The sequence below is a fragment of the Sphingobium jiangsuense genome (assembly GCF_014196495.1).
Lineage (GTDB): Bacteria > Pseudomonadota > Alphaproteobacteria > Sphingomonadales > Sphingomonadaceae > Sphingobium > Sphingobium jiangsuense.
Window position 1 is genome coordinate 49394 of the sequence record NZ_JACIDT010000005.1, and the last position, 20408, is coordinate 69801.

13 protein-coding genes are annotated in these 20408 nt (G+C 66.3%); all 13 read left to right on the forward strand.

Features of this window, described 5'->3' with window-relative positions; translation table 11 throughout:
* Positions 1-9 precede the first annotated feature (9 nt).
* The 13 genes from GGR43_RS08495 to GGR43_RS08555 all read left to right on the forward strand — a co-directional run bounded on the left by GGR43_RS08495 (position 10) and on the right by GGR43_RS08555 (position 20397).
* Positions 10-2169, forward strand: coding sequence for a TonB-dependent receptor (locus tag GGR43_RS08495; RefSeq protein ID WP_188071553.1), 2160 nt, complete (start codon positions 10-12; stop codon positions 2167-2169).
* Between the two features lie 150 nt (positions 2170-2319).
* A complete protein-coding gene (locus GGR43_RS08500) occupies positions 2320-4008 on the forward strand; it encodes an FAD-dependent monooxygenase (protein ID WP_188071554.1) in 1689 nt (562 codons plus the stop codon).
* Complete coding sequence (locus GGR43_RS08505) at positions 4005-4871, forward strand: VOC family protein (protein ID WP_188071555.1); 867 nt, start codon at positions 4005-4007, stop codon at positions 4869-4871. The genes GGR43_RS08500 and GGR43_RS08505 overlap by 4 nt, the downstream gene beginning before the upstream one ends.
* Positions 4858-5949, forward strand: a complete 1092-nt coding sequence (locus GGR43_RS08510) for an aromatic ring-hydroxylating oxygenase subunit alpha (RefSeq protein ID WP_284276764.1) — start codon at positions 4858-4860, stop codon at positions 5947-5949. The genes GGR43_RS08505 and GGR43_RS08510 overlap by 14 nt, the downstream gene beginning before the upstream one ends.
* 25 nt (positions 5950-5974) lie before the next feature.
* Positions 5975-8245: a TonB-dependent receptor gene (locus GGR43_RS08515; protein ID WP_188071557.1), complete on the forward strand. Its 2271-nt coding sequence runs from the start codon at positions 5975-5977 to the stop codon at positions 8243-8245.
* Positions 8246-8278: 33 nt separating this feature from the next.
* The gene (locus GGR43_RS08520; RefSeq protein ID WP_223177364.1) at positions 8279-9109 is read left to right on the forward strand and encodes an alpha/beta fold hydrolase; all 831 of its coding nucleotides are present in this window, start codon (positions 8279-8281) and stop codon (positions 9107-9109) included.
* A 68-nt stretch (positions 9110-9177) separates the two neighbouring features.
* Positions 9178-9843 (forward strand): TetR/AcrR family transcriptional regulator, encoded by a 666-nt coding sequence (locus GGR43_RS08525; protein ID WP_188071559.1) that lies wholly within the window; start codon positions 9178-9180, stop codon positions 9841-9843.
* A 46-nt stretch (positions 9844-9889) separates the two neighbouring features.
* Entirely contained in the window at positions 9890-10684 is a 795-nt protein-coding gene (locus GGR43_RS08530; RefSeq protein ID WP_188071560.1) for a 2-keto-4-pentenoate hydratase, read from the forward strand.
* Positions 10685-10858: 174 nt separating this feature from the next.
* Entirely contained in the window at positions 10859-13003 is a 2145-nt protein-coding gene (locus tag GGR43_RS08535) for a hydantoinase/oxoprolinase family protein (RefSeq protein ID WP_188071561.1), read from the forward strand.
* Positions 13000-15291 (forward strand): hydantoinase B/oxoprolinase family protein, encoded by a 2292-nt coding sequence (locus tag GGR43_RS08540; RefSeq protein WP_188071562.1) that lies wholly within the window; start codon positions 13000-13002, stop codon positions 15289-15291. The genes GGR43_RS08535 and GGR43_RS08540 overlap by 4 nt, the downstream gene beginning before the upstream one ends.
* 162 nt (positions 15292-15453) lie before the next feature.
* Positions 15454-17466 carry a TonB-dependent siderophore receptor gene (locus GGR43_RS08545; RefSeq protein ID WP_188071563.1) on the forward strand — a complete coding sequence of 671 codons (2013 nt, stop codon included), beginning with the start codon at positions 15454-15456 and terminating at the stop codon, positions 17464-17466.
* Positions 17467-17629: 163 nt separating this feature from the next.
* Positions 17630-18376 (forward strand): HupE/UreJ family protein, encoded by a 747-nt coding sequence (locus GGR43_RS08550; protein ID WP_223177365.1) that lies wholly within the window; start codon positions 17630-17632, stop codon positions 18374-18376.
* Positions 18373-20397 carry a TonB-dependent receptor gene (locus GGR43_RS08555; RefSeq protein WP_188071564.1) on the forward strand — a complete coding sequence of 675 codons (2025 nt, stop codon included), beginning with the start codon at positions 18373-18375 and terminating at the stop codon, positions 20395-20397. Before GGR43_RS08550 ends, GGR43_RS08555 begins: the two co-directional genes overlap by 4 nt.
* Positions 20398-20408: the final 11 nt, after the last annotated feature.

Here is a 20408-nt window from a genome sequence, read left to right on the forward strand (position 1 = left end):
AGAGAGACAATGTACAAAGCCAGGTTATTGGCCACGATCGCGCTTATTCCGGTTTGGGCGCCGGCCGCCTTCGCGCAGGACGGCGCCGCCACGGCGGAGAGCCGGAGCGACGACGACATCGTCGTCACCGCCCAGCGCCGCGAGGAGCGGTTGCAGGACGTTCCGATCAGCGTGAGCGTGACGAACGCCGCGCAGCTGGAACGGAGCGGCGTCGGCAAGCTGGAGGATCTGAACGCAATCGTTCCGGGCTTCAACGTGTCGCACGGCATCGGCTCCTTCACCCCGTCCATTCGCGGCATCAGCACGTCGAGCACCTATGTCGAGAACCCCGTCGCGCTCTACATCGACGGCGTCTATCTGCCGCAGCAGCGCGAAGGGCTGCGCGACCTTTTCGACGCCGAGCAGATCGCGGTGCTGAAGGGGCCGCAGGGCACGCTGTTCGGCCGCAACGCCACCGCGGGCATCATCCAGATCACCACCCGCGGGTCCAGCTTCACGCCGGAGGGCGTCCTCAGCCTCGGCATCGATCACTATCGCACGCTCAAGGCGAGCGCCTATGTGTCGGGCGGGCTCGGCGATACGCTGGCCGCGAGCCTGTCGGCCTCCTATTCGAAGCAGGGCGACGGCTGGGGCAAGAGCCTGACCACCGGCCGCGACGTGTACAAGCTGGACCACAGCCTGTCCCTGCGCGGCAAGCTGCTGTTCCAGCCTTCGGAGGATACCTCCTTCCTGCTGGCCGCCGATTATCTCGACCGGCAGGATACGGGCACGATCCTGCGGCCCTATCCCGGCACGTCCTTCGGCTATCCGGGTTTCGGGCCGACGGAGAGCCGCTATGACACCTATGCCGGCGACGCGGGCGAGAATTCCTTCGAGGGCTATGGCGTCAGCCTGACCGCGAAGCATGATTTCGGCGTGGCGGAAATCATGTCGATCACCGCCTATCGCAAGGGCGACGCGGTGATCGCCTTCGATTTCGACAGCACGGCGGGGGAACTGATCTATTCGCGCGGCGATGCGCCGAACAAGAGCTTCAGCCAGGAAATCCAGCTCCTGTCGCCCGGCGACGGCCCGTTCAAATGGGTGGCGGGCGCCTATTATCTCCACAACGAAAATGCGCTGGAGCCGTTCACCCGCTTCTTCGGCGGGGCGTTCGTAAGGCCGCCTGCCTTCGCGACGCAATTGTCCACCTTCAGCCGGGAAAAGACCGACTCCTTCGCGCCCTTCGCCCAGTTCGACTGGGAGTTCGCGCCCGGCACGACCTTCACCGGCGGCCTGCGCTACACATGGGAAACGCGCAAGATAGACGGCTTTACCCGCACCGTCACCAGCAGCGGCAGCATCACCGACGTGCCCGCCGACCTGCCCAAGCAGACGGTGAAGGAGCCGACCTGGCGCGCCGCGCTCAGCCATAAGTTCGCCGACGACACGCTGGTCTATGCGTCCTACAACCGGGGGTTCAAGAGCGGCGGATTCAACATCGCGACACTGACCAACCCCGGCTATCTGCCGGAGAAACTCGACGCTTATGAAGTCGGCCTGAAGACGTCGATGCTCGACAATGATCTTCAACTGAACCTCAGCGGATTCTACTATGACTACACCAATTTGCAGGTGGCGACGTTCGTCGGCATCACGCAGGTCACCACCAACGGGGCGGCGGCGAAGCTCTATGGGCTCGATCTCGATTTCCGCGCCCGCCTGACGGGCAGCCTGCGGCTGAGCGGCGCGCTGGAATGGATGCACACCAAGTTCACCGACTATGACAATGCGGTGATCAGCGCGCCCAATCCGGCGGGCGGGGTGATCCTGAGCGCAGGAAGCGCGAACGGCAACCGGATTCCGCTCGCCCAGAAATTCGTGGGCACGCTGGCCGCCGATTATACGGTTCCGGCCGGGAGGGCGGACATCAACCTGAACGTCACCGCCACCTATAATGGCGACTATTATTTCGAGGCCGACAATTTCCTGCGGCAGGACGATTATGTCCAGCTCAACGCCTCGGCCAGCATCGCATTGCCCGATCGCCGGACGACCGTGATCCTGTCGGGCGCCAACCTGCTGAACGAATCGGTGATCGCGCGGAACTTCACCCAGGCCTTCGGATATTTCGTCAATTATTCCAAAGCGCCCCGCACGCTCGCCGCCACCATCAAATATGAATTCTGAAAAAAAGGGACGCCGGGGTTCCGCATGGCGGGATTCCGGCGTTTCCGCCCGTCGCGACGCGATGGGGATCGCCGTCGAATCGATTGACATTTCCTGTAGCGATCGATACAGACATACCATAATAAATCACAAGGCATTTTGGGGAGAGCTATGGAGGAGCATGACATCGTCATTGTCGGCGCCGGACCTGTCGGTCTGATCGCGGCAATGGATCTTGCCAGCCGGGGTATTCGCGCGGTGGTGCTGGAAGCACGGTCCGACGAAGAGCCGATGCATTCCCGCTGCAACACGACCAGCGCGCGCACCATGGAATTGCTGCGCCGCCTCGGCTGTAGCGAACGATACAGGGCGACAGGACTACCCGCCGATTATCCGGTCGACGTGGTCTACATGACGCGGATCAACGGGCAGGAAATCACCCGCTACAAGCTGGCCTCGTCCGGCACCCGCTTTTCCGAGGACCGCTTCTCCCATGACGGCAACTGGCGCTCCGCCGAGCGGTCCCACCGCAGCAGCCAGATGTTCCTGGAGCGCGTGCTGCGCGACCATGCGATCAACGCCATGGGCGTGGACGTCCGCTATTTCCACGAGGTGACGGACGTAAGCCAGGCGGACGGCAGGGTGGAGCTGAGCTTCACCGACACCCGCTCCGGTCAGGAAGGGCGGATCGGCGCGCGCTTCGTCATGGCCTGCGACGGCGGCCGGTCCACCCTGCGGCGCAGGCTCGGCATCCAGATGGAGGGCGGCGCCACCGGCCTTGGCCGCACCCAGTCGGTCTTCTTCCGGTCCGACGATGTGCTCAGGAATTTCGCCGCGACGCCGGGCTGGATGAACTGGGTCATCAACCGCGACTGCTTCGGCAACATCATCCCGATCAACGGCACGGACCTCTGGTTGACCCATTGCATGATCCCGGAGGGCGCCGAAGGGGTGACGGAAGAGGAATATGACCGGCAGATCCGGCAGTTGATGGGCTGCGCCATCGATTATGAGGTCATCGGCATCGAGACGTGGCAGTTCAGCCGCGTCGTGGCGTCGCGCTATCGCGAGGGCAATGTCTTCCTTGCCGGAGACGCGGCCCACGCATGGCCGCCCTATGCGGGGCACGGAATGAACACCGGCATCGAGGATGGCGTGGGGCTGACATGGATGCTGGCCGGCGTGGTGCAGGGCTGGGCGCCCGAAGCCATTCTCGACGCCTATCATGCGGAGCGCCACTCCGTCGGCGGCAAGGTTTCCAACGCCGCCGCCGGGCTGGCCGCCGCCCAGCATGAGATCACGCAGGACATGCGTTTCCGCGCGGCGACCGAGGAGCCGGGCGAGACCGGCGCGGCCGCGCGGCGGCATCTGCGCAATCGCCTGCTCGACACCGACAGCCATCAGTTCAACGCCGAAGGGCTGAACTTCGGCCTGCATTATGACGCGTCGCCGATCATCCTCTACGACGAAGGCGAGGCGCCTCCGTTCGCCGTCTCCACCTACACGCCCTCGACGGTGCCGGGCTGCCGCGTGCCGCATTTCGTGTTCGCGGAAACGGGAACGCCGTTGCTCGACCGGCTGGGCAAGGGCTTCACGCTGCTCGTTTCGGACGACGATATCGACGTGTCCGGGCTGGTCGATGCCGCCGCGGCATGCGGCATGCCGTTGCAGGTCATCGACATCGCGCACGAGCCGAAGGCGAAGCCGCTCTACGACCGCAAGCTGGTGCTGGTCCGCCCCGACGATCGCATCGCCTGGCGGTCCGACAGCGCGCCCGCCAACCCCGACGAGATCATGGCCGTCGTTCGCGGTGCCGCGACGGACGGCGGAACTTCATTCAATGCGAGGAGAACGCAATGAGTTTGCGACTGGCCTATGTTGGCGTGGAGGCGTCGCGCCTCGATGACTGGCAGGAATTCAGCGATCTTGCCGGTTTGCAGGCGGTCCCTTCCCGCGACGCCCTGTTCCTGCGCATGGACGAGAAGGCGCGCCGCTTCATCATAACCGAAGGCAAGGCGGACGATCACGCGTTCAGCGGCTTCGAGGCCGAAAGCGTGGAGGAATTCGACCGCACGCTGGAGCGGTTGAAGCGCGAAGGCATCCCCTTCGCCCATGGCGACGAGGCCGGGGCCGAATTGCGGGCGGTGGACCGGTACGTCCTGTTCCGCGATCCGGAAGGGCTTCAGCACGAGATCGCCTATGGATGCAGGGATGCTGACACGCCCTTCGCGCCGAAGGTCGAAAATCGCGGCTATGTCACCGGCGCCGAGGGGCTGGGGCATATCGCGATCAACTGCAAGGATTATGCGGCCTGCGAAGCCTTCATGACGACGGCGCTGGGCGCGGGGCTGAGCGACCACATCTTCTCCGACTTCGGGCAATCGACGGTCCAGGTCTCGTTCCTGCACCTCAATCCGCGCCATCATTCGATCGCCTATGCGCAATTCCCGTTCGAAACCTCGCGGAAGATCGACCATATCATGATCGAGGCCATGGAACTGACCGACGTGCTCAAGGCGCAGGCGCGCATGATGGACAGGAACATCCCGATAACCATCAGCCTGGGCGAGCATCCCAACGATCATGCGGTGTCCTTCTATTGCACGACGCCTTCGGGTTTCCGGCTGGAGATCGCCGCGAACTGCATCAAGGTGACGCCGGGCGAGTGGGAGGCCACGGTCTACGACTATTTCTCGATGTGGGGTCATCGTGTCTCGGCCTGAAACCGGCATCAGGGCCGGTCAATTCCCCCTGAACGCCTGGTACATGGCGGCATGGTCCAGCGAGGTCGGCGACGGTCTCTTCGCGCGCCGCCTGCTCGGCGTGCCCGTCCTCATCTATCGCCTGCCGGACGGCGAGGTGGTGGCCTGCCGGGATATGTGCCCGCATCGCTTCGCCCCGCTCAGCATGGGGCGCAAGACCGAAACGGGCGTGCAATGCCCCTATCACGGGTTGCATTTCGACCGCACGGGCCGGTGCGACCACAACCCCACCGGCAAGGGCCATATTCCCGCCGGCACCCATTTGCGCATGTTCCGCATCGTCGAGCGGCACCGGATCCTGTGGATATGGATGGGCGACGCCGGGCGGGCCGACGAGAGCCTGATTCCCGACCTCAGCCTCGTGCCGGAGGAAGGCGGCGCGCACGACAATATCGGCAACTATCTGCACGTGAAGGCGAACTGCCTGCTGGAGATCGACAATCTGATGGACCTGTCCCACGTCAACTTCATCCATGAGGGGACGCTGGGGAACGAGAGCATGCGGTCCGCCGAGGTCAAGGTCACGGAACCGGACGGCAAGGTCAGGGCGGAGCTCTGGATGCCGGGCACGACCGGGGGCTTCGGCCCGATGACGGGCCAGCCCTGCGACCAGTGGATGAACATGGTCTGGATGGCGCCCGGCAGCATGATCCTGGAATTCGGGGCCGTTCCGCCCGGCGCGGAGCCGGTGCAGGATCCCTATTGCTACGCCTTCCATATCGTCACGCCGGAAACCGACCGGACGACGCATTTTTTCTTCGGCTCGTCGGGCACCTTCGACGAAACGGAGGCCGCCAAGGCGCAGTTCATCCGCGAGGCGCAGATACGCGCCTTCCTGACCGAGGACAATCCGATGATCGAGGCCGTCGACGAGCGCATGGACGGCGCCGATTTCTGGTCGATGCGCCCGGCGATCCTGACCAACGACAAGGCCGCCATCCGTGTCCGGCGCAAGCTGGAGAAGATGTGCCGGGAGGAGGAGGCGGCGAGAAGGGCGGAGGCGGGCCGCGTCTCCGCATCCGAACCGGCCACGCAATAACACAATAAACCGAGGGAGAGGGAAGATGAAGATCAAGCAAGCCGGACAGGGCGCATATACTATTTCCTCCTGCGCGGCGATCGCCGCGATGCTGCTCGTCGCGCCGGGGATCGCGACGGCGCAGGATGCCGCCGACGAGGTGGCGCAGGGGGCCGGGCAGCAAGGCGGCTTCGGCGAAATCGTCGTAACCGCCCAGCGCCGCGCCGAATCGCTGCAAAAGACGCCGATCGCGGTGTCGGCCATCGGCGGGGACGCGCTCGCGGAGCGGGGGGCGATCGACCTCACCTCGATCGGATCGAGCGTGCCGGGCCTCAACGTGTCGGAACAGATCGGCCAGGCGCGCCTGACCTTGCGCGGCATCGGCGTCGACAACATCTCCACCGGCGCCGAAAGCAGCGTCGCCTTCAATCAGGACGGCGTTTTCTTCTCCCGCTCGGCGGCAGCGCTGGCGTCCTTCTACGACGTCCAGCGCGTGGAGGTGCTGCGCGGGCCGCAGGGCACGCTCTACGGCCGCAACGCCACCGGCGGCTCGGTCAACATCATCACCAACCGGCCCGAATTCGACATGCAGGGCGGGGTGAGCCTGACGGCGGGCAATTATGAAACGATCAATGCCGAAGCCTTCATCACGGGCGGCCTGAGCGACAGCGTCGCGGTGCGCCTGTCGGGGCAGATCCAGAACCATTCGGGCTATGGCCGGAATATCGTCACCGGCAGCGATATCGATTCCCGCCATTCGCAGGCGCTGCGCGGGCAGTTGCTGTTCAAGCCGGACGAGCGGTTTTCGATCCTGCTCGCGGCGGATTATTATCATGCGGACGACCGGTCCAACACCTATCATTATTTCGGCGCGGCCGGCGTGACGCCGACCGGCGACCCGGTCACGCCGACCGCCATCCTGCTGGGCGGCGCGGTTCCCGCGAGCGCGCGCGATGTCGCCAGCGTCCGCGATCCTTCCACCAGGGCCGAATTCTGGGGCGCGCGCGCCGACATCAATTACGAGCTGAGCGACGAGGTGACGCTGCGGTCGCTGACCGCCTACAGAAGCAGCGATTTCACCCTGCAAACGGACATCAACCCGCTGGGGGTCGATCTCTTCCCGCTCGATCTCGGCGAGAAATCGAAGCAATGGTCGCAGGAATTCCAGATCAACTGGGATACCGAGTCCAACAAGCTGGTTCTGGGCGCCTTCTATCTGCATGAGACGATCGACGGCGTGCTGGCCGCGCCGTTCAATCTGGTGGCGCTGGGCGGGCCGGACCTGTTCGTGCAGGGCTTCTACGCCGGGGGCAGGCTGAAGACGAAGGCCGCCGCCGCCTTCGCGCAGGATACCTATTCGCTGACCGACACGCTGCGGCTGACGCTCGGCGCGCGCTACAGCTGGGAACGCAAGACGGTCGCCGATCAGTCGGACTTCGATTTCGACCGGCTCTACGACCCGGCCAATCCGCCGCGCGTCCCGGTCCACAATGCCCGCAAGTCGTTCGAATCCTTCACGCCGAAGATCGGGATCGATCTGGATCTCGGCCCGCGGACCCTGCTCTACGGCTCCTGGTCCAAGGGTTTCAAGGCGGGTACGTTCAACCTGGGTTCGGGCGGACCGGCCCTCGATCCCGAAAAGGTCGACGCCTATGAGCTGGGCTTGAAGACGACCGTTCTCGACGGGCGCCTGCGGGCCAATCTGTCGGCCTTTTATTACGACTATTCCGATTTGCAGGTCGGCAAGGTCCAGGGGCAGCTCGTCGTGCTGGAAAATGCCGCCGCCGCCGAAATCTACGGTCTGGAGGGCGAGTTCACGGTCGAGCCCGTCGATCGCTTCATCATCGGGCTGAACGCAAGCTATCTGCACGCCCGGTTCAAGAGCTACGTCACCGCCGATCAGGCGCGTCCGGCGGGCGACGGCACCACCGTCGACGAAAATGGCGTGCCCGCCTTCGACCTGACGGGCAAGGCCCTGCCGCAGGCGCCCGACTATACGATCGACCTGTCGGCGCAATACAGCTTCGATCTGGCCGACGGGTCGCTCACCCTGCGTGGGGAAAGCTCCTGGTCGGACCGGGTCTATTTCAGCCCGTTCAACCGCGATGTGGTGTCGCAGCCCGCCTATAATGTCCAGAATGCCTTCGTCACCTACAAGAACGAAGGCGGCCTGCGCCTCACGGCCTTCATCCGCAATATCGGCAACAAGACGATCCGGTCCGCCGGCCAGGTGGCGACGACCCTGCTGGGCTCGCCCGTCGTCGGCTTCGTGAAGCCGCCGCGCACCTACGGGCTGACGGTCGCGCTTGAGTATTGAGAACGGCGCAACGGAATTGGAGCGAGAAATGACATGACCATGACTTCGACAGAATTGCTGCCCACCGGCCGGATGGTTCCGCTCGGCAACGGGTGCGAGCTGCACATGAACATCATCGGCGAGGGCTATCCCGTGGTGTTCATCCACGGCAGCGGGCCGGGCGCTTCGGGCTGGAGCAACTTCAAGCAGAACCTGAAGGCGTTCACCGACCGGGGCTATCAATGCGTGGTCCCCGACCTGATCGGCTACGGCTATTCGTCGAAGCCGGATTTCGACTATACGCTGGACATGTTCGCGGGCACGCTCGCCGAGGCGCTGCGCGCGGTGGGGATCGAGCGGTGCGCGCTGGTCGGCAACTCCATGGGCGGCACCATCTCCATGCGCATGGCGCTCGATTTCCCCGATCTGGTCGAGCGGATCGTGCTGATGGCGCCGGGCGGGCTGGAGACGCTCGATTATTATCGCAGCACCGAAGGCATTGTGGACATGATCCCGGTGCTGACCGCGCCCGGCGGCCTTACCCCCGATGCGCTGCGCCAGGTGTTCGGCAAGATGCTCTATGATTCCTCGCTCGTCAGCGACCGGCTGATCGAGGAGCGTTTCTCGATCGCCCGGCTTCAGAACGACGCGATCTACAAGCGATGGTTCATCCCCTCGCTGGTCGAGGAAATCGGCAATATCGCCCAGCCCATATTGGCGCTGTGGGGGATGAACGACCGCTTCTGCCCGGTCGAAACCTCGATGACGCTGATGCGGCGCGTGCAGAATGCGCGGATGATCCTGCAAACCCGGTGCGGCCACTGGTTCCAGCTGGAACATCAGGCCCTGTTCGAACAGTCTGTTCTGGATTTCCTCTCCGAATGAGCGAAATAGACGCAAGCGATGACGGCAAGGTCGTGTCGATGAGGACGGCCAGACGACGGGGAACGAGAATGGCGAAGACGCGTAAGGACATGACCAGTGCGGGCCCGGCGGCCGACGCGGATTCGCGGCAGGCCATATTGGAGGCCGCCGCGCGGATCATGGCGACGAAGGGCTTTTCGGGCACGTCCATATCCATGATCTGCAAGGCGGCGGGCTGCCCGGCCAGTTCCCTCTACTGGCACTTCACCAGCAAGGAGAATCTCTTCGCGGAGGTGGTCCATTGGAAGGCGGGCTATTTCTTCAAGCAGTTCCATCAGGGGCAGGATGCGGACGGAATATCCGAAAGCACGATCGACCAGATCGCCGAGCAGGTCGGGCGGTCGTTGCAGGACGATCCGCTTTTCCTGCGCTTCCTCCTGCTGCTCGGTCTGGAACGCAAGGACATGCCGGACGAGGTGCGCAAGGTCATCATAGAGGTGCGCAACTCCGCGCGCCTCTGGTGGCAGGCGATATTGGAGAAGCAGTTCGCCAATCGCGGCCCGACCGTCGCCCGCCTCGTGGCGGAGGAATATGCCGAGTTCGGCCGCTCGCTGATCGACGGGGCGTTCTTCGCCTGGGATTTCGGCGACGGCCCCGATCTGCGCAAGGTGTTCCGGCAGCTGATGGTGCTGCTGGCGGCGCTCAACGAGAAGATCGGCAGGGAGGAAGCGGCAAGACCGGAGGACCGGACATGACGGGCCCGTCGCTGGCGGCGCGGCGTCCGGCCGGGGGTGGAACCGCATGACGAAGGCGGCCACCGTCCGGACCCGAGCCGACAGGCTGCGGGCGGCGGCGCGGGCGCTGGCCGCCGCCGAGCGGGAGCGTCGCCCCATTCCTCCTATCACCCGTTCCATTCCCGACCTGACCGAGGACGAGGCCTATGCCGTCGCCAGGATGAGGGGCGCGGAAACGGGCCGGGGATCGCTCGGCTACAAGCTGGGGTACACCAGCGCGGCCATGCGCGCCCAGATGGGCATAGAGGAGCCCAATCATGGCGTGTTGCTGGAAGGCAGCGCCATTGCCGGGGACATGCCGGTGCCGCTGGACAGGCTGATCCATCCGCTCGTCGAGCCGGAAATCACGGTCCTGATGGGGCGGGATCTCGGCGGTCCCGGCGTTGACGGAGACGAAGCGTGGGACGCCGTGGACATGGTGTTCCCGTCGCTGGAGATCGTCGACACGCGGTACGAAAGCTACAGCTTCGCCGCGCTCGACAATATCGCGGACAACAGCTCCGCCGCCTGTTTCGTGCTGGGGGATGGCGTCCCGCGCCGGGAGGTAGCGGAACCGGGCGGCAGGGCCGTGCGGCTGGAGCGGGACGGGCAGTCCGTCGACCGGGGGTCGAGCAGCGATGCGATGGGCGGCCCCGCCCTGGCCCTCGCCTGGCTCGCCAACAGGCTCGCCCGGACGGGCTCCTGCCTCCGGGCCGGTCAGCTGGTGATGACCGGGGGATTGACCAGGGCCTATCCGGCGCGCGCCGGATCGCGGTTTTCCGCGTCGTTCGACGGGCTGGGTTCCGTCGCGGCGCAATTCTGAGAAGAGGTCGGACATGGCGGACTTCACCCAGGAGCCTGGGCAGGCTCGATAATCAGCATGTGCCGCTGCGTGGCGGCATGCGCGCCGTCCCGCCCGGCAGGCTCGGCGGCACGATAACCGGACATCGGAAGGCGGCGGCGAGGCCGGACGCCTTCAAGGAGACAGGACGAGGATATGGGATACGTTATAGGCATTGATGTCGGCGGCACATTCACCGATGCCGTCGCGTTGCGACCCGATGGCAGCATGGTTTCGGCGAAAACGCCGTCGACCCCGCCGGATTACAGCCAGGGCGTGCTGAGCGCGATCGATCTGCTGGCGGCGGAGCTGGAGATGCCGGTTTCGCAGCTGCTGAACGAAACCGATCACATCGCCCACGGCACCACCTCCTCGCTCAATGCGCTGGTGATGGGGAAGGTGCCCAGCATCGGGTTCATCACCACCAGGGGCCATCGCGATTCCATCTTCATCATGAATGTGGAGGGGCGCTATCTCGGCCGGCCGCAGCATGAGTTGCAGGACATCATGGGCCAGTCCAAGCCGCGCGGCCTTGTCGAACGCCGGCTGGCGCGGGAGGCGATCGAGCGGATCGACCGCGCGGGCAATGTGATCGTCCCGCTCAACGAAGAGGATGCGCGGCAGGTCATTCGCGAGATCCTCGCCGAAGGCGTCAAGGCGATCGCGATTTCGCTGCTGTGGTCGTTCCGCAACCCCGTCCATGAGCAGCGCCTGCGCGAACTGGTGCATGAGCAGGACCCGACGGCGTTCGTCGCCCTTTCGTCCGAGGTCAGCCCCCGCATCCGCGAATTCGCGCGCCATTCGACCACCGTGATGAGCACGCAGATCGGCCCCGGCCTCAAGCTCTATCTCGATGATCTGGAGGGCAGGCTGCGCGATCTGGGGTTGCGCGGCGCGCTGCTGGTGATGCAGAGCGCGGGGGGCGCCATCGCCGCGAGCGAGGCGGCGGCCTCCGCGATCACCACCATCGGCGGCGTGCTGACCGGCGGCGTGGTCGGCTGCGCCCAGCTCGCGAAGAAGCTGGGGCATGACAATGTGATCGCAACCGATGTCGGCGGCACGACCTTTCTTGCGGGCATCATCGCCGATGGCGAGCCGGTGCGCGCGGCGCAGACCATCGTCAACCAGCATCCGGTCAATGTGCCGACGCTGCGGGTCGATGCCATCGGTTCCGGGGGCGGCGCGATCGCCTGGCTGGATACCGGCGGCAACCTGCATGTCGGGCCACTCTCCGCGCAGGCGGCGCCCGGTCCCGCCTGCTATGGCGCGGGCGGCACGGAGCCGACCAACACGGACGCGAACCTGATCCTCGGCATCCTGCCGGAAACGGGCCTGCTCGGCGGGCTGCGGCCGATCCGCAAGGATCTTGCCGCGGAGGCCATCCGCCGCCGCATCGCCGATCCGCTGGGCATGACCGTGGAGGAAGCCGCCGCCGCCATCTACGCGGTGCAGAATGCGCAGACGGGCGACCTGCTGCGCAAGATCGTGGTCGAAAGCGGTTATGATCCTCGCAATTTCACCGTCTATGCCTTTGGCGGCGCGGGCCCTGCCCATTGCGCGGCCTATTCCGCCCATATCGGCGTCGCCAATGTGGTGGTGCCGCTGGGGCCGGTCGCCTCGGCCTTCTCGGCCTTCGGGCTGGCCTCGTCCGACATCGTCCTCATCCGCGAGCATTCGGATCCGATGACGGCCCCGTTCGATCCGGCCCGCGTGGAGGAGAATTTCGCGCGGCTGGAACGCGAGGTGATGGAGGCGATGAAGCGGCAGGGCATCCGCCTCAACCGCATCGTGCTCCATCGCGAAATCGACATACGCTACGGCCTGCAGCTCGAAGAGGTGACGACCCCGCTGGCGGACGGGCCGGTCACGGCCGCGAGCCTCGAAGCCTGCGTCGAGGAGTTCGAGCAGCGCTATGCCCGCCTCTTCGGCGAGGGATCGGGTTTTGCCGGGGCGGGCATCCACGCCATCACCTTCCGCATCCGGGGCTTCGGCCTGCTCGAAACGCATCCCGTGTTCGAACCGCTCGCGCGGGCGGTGTCGCCGGATCCGTCGGCGGCGCTGCTGGAAACCCGGCCCGTCTGTCTCACCGCCGGCAAGGGCTTCGTCGATACGCCGGTCTACGATTATCACGCGTTGCGCGCCGGGCACCGGATCACCGGGCCCGCGGTCATTCAGGTGCCGACGACATCGGTGGTCGTGCCCGACGGCATGTACGGCGACATCGACGAGATCGGCGTTCTCAGCATCCAGACCAACAGCAATGTCACGCAGTTTCAGCCCAAGAGGAGTGTCGCAGGATGATCCCCGGTTCCGAAGCCTTTGTAACCCGTCCCGTCGACCCCGAGGCGCTGATCCGGTCGCTGCCCTCCAGGCTTCAGGTGCACACCGTCAGCCAGCAGGCGATCGACGATCTCGATCCCCTGACCTATGAGGTCGTGCGCCACCGCCTCTGGTCGGTGACGGATGAAATGGGCGAGACGCTCAAGCGCATGTCCGGCTCGCCCATCGTGACCGATGCCAATGATTTCGACTTCACGATCAACGACGAGGCGGGGCAGCTCGTGCAGGTCGGCCTCTACAACACGATGCTGATCGGCGCGATCGACCTCGCGCTGACATGGACGCTCCAGAACCGGGCGGTCAATCCGGGGATAGAGGAAGGCGACATGTTCCTGTGCAACGATCCGTGGGTCGGCGGCGGGCTGCACCAGAACGACACCGTGGTGTTCCAGCCGATCTTCCATGACGGCAAGCTGTTCGGCTGGACCAGCGCCGTTTGCCACGAGCCCGATCTGGGCGGAACGGCGATCGGCTCGGCGCCGATCGGCAATGTCGACGTGTTCTCGGAAGCCCTGCCGACGCCGCCTGTCAAGGTGATGCGCAAGGGCGAGCTTCAGCATGATATCGTCGATGTGTGGGTCCGCCGCTCGCGCGTGCCGATGGTGGTGGGGCTGGACCTGCGCGCCAAGGTCGGCGCCAACACGATCGGCCGCCAGCGGCTGAAGGCGGTGATCGAGGAATATGGCCCTGATGTGGTCAAGGCCGTGATGAAGAAGATGATGAACGACGCCGAGCATCGGCTGCGTCACAAATTGCTCTCCGTCCCCGACGGCAAATGGACCGCGACCGGCTATCAGGACCAGGCTTTCGCGGGTGACCGGGCGACGCACAAGGTCGTCCTCGCGATGACCAAGACCGGCGACCGGCTGCTGTTCGACTTCACCGGCACGGACCCGCAGGCCGGGGTCATCAGCTGCACGCTGGGCGGCTGCCGGGGCGGCATCATGCTCGCCTTCCTGCCGATCCTGTGCGGCGACATTCCATGGTCCGCCAGCGGCCTGATGCGATGTTTCGACATCATCGCGCCGGAAGGCACGCTGGTGAACGCGACCTTCCCGGCGGCGATCAACCGCGCGCCGCTGGGCACGGGCTGGATGATCGGCAATCTGGTCGCGCAATGCCTTTCGCAGATGCTGGAGCGGGATTTCAGGTTCCGCGACAATGTGCAGGCGAGCTGCTGCGGCACGTTCGACTTCGCCTGCGTCGCGGGCACCGACGAGCGGCCGAAGGAGCCTGTGCCCTTCCTCAACGTGGTGATGGAAACGGTGGCGGGCGGCTATGGCGCGCGGCCCGGCCGCGACGGGATCAATACCGGCGGCAGCTTCTGCATTCCGATGGGCCGCGTGCCCGATGCGGAGGTGACCGAGCTGCTCTATCCCCTTCTCGTCCTCTGGCGGCGCGAGGAACAGGATTCCGGCGGCGCGGGCAGGCAGCGCGGCGGCACGAGCTGCGCCGTCGCCATGACCCCCCACGGCACGTCGCTGCCCGCCCATGTCATCATGTCCACATCGGGCAAGGCGACGGCGCAGAATCCCGGTCTTGCCGGGGGCTATCCCGGCAATCTGGGGCATGACGTCATCGTCCAGGGCGCGGCGGTGGACGCGATGCTGGCGCGCGGCGTCATTCCCACCGACCTCGGCGAACTGGCGGGCGAGGCGGACGCGACCCAATGTTTCGCGACCAGCATGCTGTCGCCGGGGGATGTGCTCTACATGAATTGCCAGGGCGGCGGGGGCTATGGCGATCCCCTGTTGCGCGATCCCGAGCTGGTGGCGCGCGACATCGGCGACGGCCTGATCAGCATGGCCGCCGCGCGCGACATCTACGGCGTGCTTTTCGATGCGGAGGGCCGCGTCGATGCCCCCGCGACCGACCGGCTGCGGCAGGACATGCGGCAGGCCCGTCTGGACCGGATGACGATCGGCTCGATCATCGAGGGGCGGGTGGAGCCGGGCGAGGGGCAACCGGTCGACGACAACCTCGTGATCGTCGGCGACGGCGATCGCGCAAGGGTCGGCTGCCGGCATTGCGGGCAGGCTCTCGGCGATGCGGACGGGCTGCTCCATGTCGGCGCGGTCGAAGGGGAGTCGAGCATGGCCGGGCCCATCGTCCGCTCCGACCCCCATCATTTCGTCGATGAGGAGATCGGCTTTATCCAGCATATATGCCCCGGCTGCGGCACGGCGCTCCACACCTCCATCGCCCCCAGGGACGGAAAGCAGACCATCAGCGGCTTTGCGCTGGCATAGCGCCCATTGACGGGGCGCCGCGGCTCGAAACCGGCAGGGGAAGCCGGTTCGGGCCGTTGCCCGCTGCGCGCCACGCCGCTCCGGTTTACGTCAAACGCCCCATATCCTCTTGCGGCGGGGTTTTCCACATAGGGCAGGTTTCCGAAGGATCAGAAGCCTGCAATGCCCCATAGCCGCCTTTCCCCCGCGCCCCGGCCCCGCCTGCATGCGCCGTGGCGGACGCTGTCCTGCTGGATTCTGTCCGGCGGTTTGGGCCTTGCCGCGCTTCCCCATGCCGCGCTGGCGCAGGATGCCGGCGGCGTGGGCAATGGGATGGCCAACGGCGCGGCCGGCAGCGTAGTAAGCCAGGCGCGCGATGCGTTCGGCCAGCGGATCGGCAATGAGGAGATCGGCCTCTATACCGAAGGGCAGGTGCGCGGGTTCAGCCTTGAGAATGCGGGGAATTACCGCATGGACGGGCATTATTACGTCCGCGCCGCCCGCTTGCCGGACGTGGTCCTCGCCGGTGTCGCGATCGAGGTCGGCGCCAATGCACTGGCCACCGATTTCCCCGCGCCCTCCGGCATCGTGGCCTCCCGCCTGCGCAGGCCGGGCGCGGGCACGGCCGGGCTGACGGTGGAGGCGGGCATCCGTCCGCAATTCGCCCCGATGGTGGAGATGAAGGGATGGCTCGCCAGCGCGGACGGGACGCTCGGCGTCGCGGGCGGGGCGCTGGTCAACCCGCATATCCTCTATTCCGACGGAACGCGGGGGGAGGAATATGCGGTGGGGGCGGTACCGCGCGCGCGGATCGGGGCGCTTAACCTCACCGGGCTGGCCGCATGGCAGCACCGGCGCTTCAACGGCAATTACAGCTTCCGCAGCGCCAACGGCGCGCTGCCGCCGGAGCTGAAGGGCATCCGGCTGTTCGCCCCGCCATGGCAGCGTTTCAGGAACGACATGGTCAATCTGGGCGGCATGGCCGACTGGTCGACGCCCGACGGGTGGGAGAGGAAGGCCGGGCTGTTCTGGTCCTCCTCGTCGCAGCCGGAAAACGACTTCACGATGATGACGCTGAACCCGGACGGCACGGCGCGCACCACGGCGATCGCGGTGCGCGACCAGTATACGCGCTCCCTTTCCGGCGAGGTGCTGGCCGGGCGGCGGTTCGAGTGGCTGGGCATCGCCCACCGGCTGACCGGCGCGGCGCGGTATCGCCGCACCACCACCCGCGCGACGCCGGGGCAATCCTTCGACCTCGGCCTCGTCGACCTCGACGCGCGCGATTTCGGGCCGCCGCCCGTTCTCGACGGCGACATGGTCTACAGCCACGGGCTGGTGAGGCAGGACAGCATCGGCCTCAGCTATGAAATGGATATCGCCGGGCGGGTAAGGATACAGGCGGGTGTCCAGCGAGCCTTCTACCGCAAGACGGTCGCCATTGACGGCGCCGTCCCGCAGGAGACGGACGACCGCTACTGGCTGTACAATGGCGCGCTGATCCTCCCGCTGCCGCGCGGCTGGCTCGGCTATATGAGCTATACGCGCGGGCTGGAGGAAAAGGGCGTCGCCCCCGCCAACGCGGCCAACCGCAACGAGGTGCTGCCCGCCGTGATGGCGCGGCAGGTGGAACTGGGCGTGCGCGGGCGCGTCCACGGCCGGCTGTCGCTGGCCGCCGGGCTGTTCGAGATCGTCAAGCCCACGACCGGGTTCGACGAGCAGGGGCGCTTCGGCCTGCAAGGCACGGTGCGCCATCGCGGCGTCGAGCTGTCGCTGTCCGGTCCGCTGACGGACCGGCTGACCATCGCCACCGGCGCGGTCTTTCTCGACCCGGAAAATTCGGGACCGGCGGTGGAAACGGGCCTCATCGCGCACTGGCCCGCCGGGCAATCCCGCCTCACCGCGCAGTTCAACATGGAATATCGCCTGCCCGTGCCCGCGAACCTGTCGGTCGACGTGCAATTGACGCATAATTCCACGCAGCCCGCCGACATGGCGGACAGGTTCCGCACCGGCGCCAACAGCCTGTTCGACATCGGCGCGCGCTATCGCCTCGCGCTGGCGGGCAGGCCCACGACCTTGCGCTTTCGCGTCCAGAATCTGCTGAACGACCGGTCCTGGTCGGCCAGCGGATCGGGCACCCTGTCCCGCGTCCGCCCGCGCGCCTTCACCCTGACCGCGCTGGCCAGCCTGTAGGCGGTGCATCCTGGACCGGCGCCGCCGCCCCCGCACTACGTCAAATGCCCCTTGGGCGAGGGTCCTCCCCGCCGGTTATGAGGAATGCGGGCAATCTTCATAACAGCGGAGGCAAGAGATGAGCAGGCATTTCCCCGGATATGGGCCCGGATATGGGAACGGGTTGGCCAGAGGGGCCGCGCGCGCCGCCTGTGCGGTGCTGGCGCTGCTCGCCCCCGTTCCGGCGATGGCGCATAATGTATCGGAGCAGGCGCGGCAGATGATGCTGGAAGGCGGCCTGCTGGATGTCGTTCGCATCGGCGCCGAACATATGCTGACCGGCTACGACCATCTGCTGTTCCTGCTCGGCGTGCTGTTCTTCCTCAAAAGCCATGGCGAGATCGTCCGCTTCATCACCGCGTTCACGCTGGGGCACACGATCACGCTGCTGGGCGCGACGATGCTGGGCGTCACCGCCAACGCCTATCTGGTTGATGCGGCGATCGCGCTGACCGTCTGCTACAAGGCGTGCGAGAATCTCGACCTGTTCCGGCGCTGGCTGGGCGTGCGCCAGCCCAACCTGCTGCTGATGGTCTTTCTGTTCGGCCTGATCCACGGTTTCGGCCTTTCCACCCGGTTGCAGCAGATGACGCTGATGGACGACCCGCGGATCGTGCCGAAGATCCTCGCCTTCAATGTCGGCGTGGAGTTGGGGCAGATCGCGGCGCTCGGCCTGATGGTCGGCGTCGTCGGATTATGGCGCCAGACCGCGCTGTGGCGCCCGGTGACGCGCGCCGTCAACGCGGCGCTCATTCTGGCGGGCCTTGGCCTGTTCGCGACGCAGCTCGGCCATTTCGCCGCGGGCGATCGTGACGAGGCGGCGATCGCCAGCCGTTCCACCTCCCTCCTTTCCAAGGAAGCTCGCATATGAAAAAGGCCCTCGCTTTCCTGATGCTCGGCGGCATCGCAACCCTGCCCGCCGCCGCGCTGGCGGAGGACGCCTCCGCCGACGCCGACGATGGCAGCGCCATTGTCGTCAAGGGCCAGCTGGTCGCTGCGACGGCGAGCGCCTGGTCGGTCACCACCCTCGGCACGGAGGAGATCCGCGAGCAGGCGCTCGGCCAGATGGACGACTATCTGCGCTTCGTGCCGGGCATGGCGGTGCGCAACCTCGGCATGGGCGGCGTCGCCAACAGCATCGTCATTCGCGGCTTCGGCAATGGCGGCCATGGCGGCGATCTGGGCGCGGTGATCGACGGCATCCCGCTCAACGAGGCGATGAGCCATGCGGACGGCTATGTCGATCTCAATGTCGTCGTCCCGCTGGAGCTGGAGAGCCTGACCGTCTATCGCGGGCCGGTTTCCGCGCTCTACGGCAATTATAATCGCGGCGGCCTCGTCCGCCTCGATACCCGCAAGGGCGGCGACTATCTCAACGCCGACGCCAGCATGGGCTCATTCGGTACGGGCGATCTGCAAATGGCGCTGGGGCGGGAATGGTCCGGCGGCACGCTCAACCTCACCGGGCAATATTTCCTCTCCGACGGATATCGCCCCCAAACCGATCAGGAGCGGCAGACGCTGTCGGGCCGCCTCGGCCTCGACCTGTCGCCCGGTGTCACGCTGGCGCTGTCGGGCCGCTATCATCATGCCGATGCGCAAAATGCCAGCTATATCACCGCCGCGCAGTTCGAGACCGACCCTTATGGCATCGACCCCGCTGTGCAGAATGACGGCGCGCGCAAGCATTTCGGTACGGCGCGGGCGGACCTCGGCATCGCGCTTTCCCCCTCGGCCAGCCTGCTGGGCTTCGCCTATGGCACGCGGCAGGATTTCACCCGCTGGTTCTCCCGCCCCGTTTCCGGCGCATGGCGGCAGCGAGAGGAAAGCTATGACCGCGCCATCTTCGGGGCGGGTACCAGCCTCAACGGCACCATCGCTGCGGACTGGGCGACAGAGCCGATCCGCTATGTCGTCGGGGTGGAGCTGTTCCGGGAACGGACCGACTATATGTTCTACGACGGGCTGGACCGGCGCAGGCGCGTGAGCCCGGCGCTGGCCGATCGGCGCACGCGGCTCAACAGCCTGTCCGCCTTCACCGAGATTCAGGCGCCATTGCACCGGCTGTTCGACCTCTCCCTCGGCCTGCGCGCCGACCGCTTCACCGGCGGCTGCGCGGTGCGCGGGCCGGAAACCGGGGGCGACCCCTGCGGCAGGCTGCGGGTGATCGAGCGGCTCAGCCCCAAGATCGGGCTGCGCTCGCAACTGGCCGAGGCGCTGCAATTGCGGCTCGGCTGGGCGGAGGGCTTCGCGCTGCCCAATGCCTTCGTCAAATATGCGACCGGCGGCCAGCCGCTCGACGCCAGCGTCTTCCGCCAGACCGAAATCGGCGTGAAGCTGACGCCGGGGGAGGGCCTCACCCTCGATGCCGCCGCCTATCGCCTGACATCGAGCGGCGAGGTTCGCACCGTCGCGCCGGGCATTTACGAGAATTACGGCTCCACCCGCAATCAGGGGGTGGAGATCAGCGCCGAATGGCAGGCGACGCCGCGCCTCTGGCTGCGCGCCGTCTATGGCCATACCGATACCGAGGTGCGCAAGAACGGCGACCCGGCGCTGATCGGCAACAGCGTCGCCGGGGTGCCCCGCGACAGCGCCAATGTGGATTTGCGCTGGCAGCCGATCGGCGGATGGGAACTGGCGGGCAATTGGCGCTATGTCGGCGCCTATCAGGTCAATGCCGCCAACAGCCTGCAAGCCGACCCTTATGACATAGTCGACCTGACCCTGTCGCATGAAGGCCGCGCGCCCTTCGCCTATCGCGCCTATGTGCGGGTCGAGAATGTGGCCGACACCCGCTATGCCGCCTCCGTCTCCCTGATCGGCGGGCAGACGCTGTTCTCCCCCGGAGCGCCGCGCACCGTCCGCGCGGGCATCCAGATCACGTTATGACAGAAAGGACC